1 protein-coding gene is annotated in these 311 nt (G+C 49.2%); it reads left to right on the top strand.

What is annotated here, in order from left to right; all coding sequences use genetic code 11:
* Positions 1-311: Ig-like domain-containing protein (locus V6E90_RS21935; protein ID WP_332606423.1), on the top strand; the 311-nt coding region annotated here is incomplete at both ends.

Genomic DNA, 311 nt, shown 5'->3' with positions numbered 1-311 from the left:
ACAGCAGCAATGTAACGGACACTCAAGTTTATACAGTGGACACCACTGCACCGAATGCGCCAGAGATTAATCCAATCAATGGTACAGATCCAATTACAGGAACAGCGGAACCAGGTTCAACAGTAACGGTCACGTTCCCAGATGGTACAAGTGTTCAGGTACCAACAGATCCAACGACTGGGGTATGGACCACACCAAATCCAGGTAACTTACCGAATGGCGGTACAGTAACAGCTGTAGCAACTGATCCTGCAGGCAACCCGTCTGTACCAGGGACTGAAACAGTGGATACGGTGGGACCAGATGTTTCA

It is taken from the genome of Acinetobacter sp. ESBL14 (assembly GCF_036668815.1).
Taxonomy (GTDB): Bacteria; Pseudomonadota; Gammaproteobacteria; order Pseudomonadales; family Moraxellaceae; genus Acinetobacter; species Acinetobacter gyllenbergii.
This window is presented reverse-complemented; position numbering and strand designations above follow the sequence as displayed.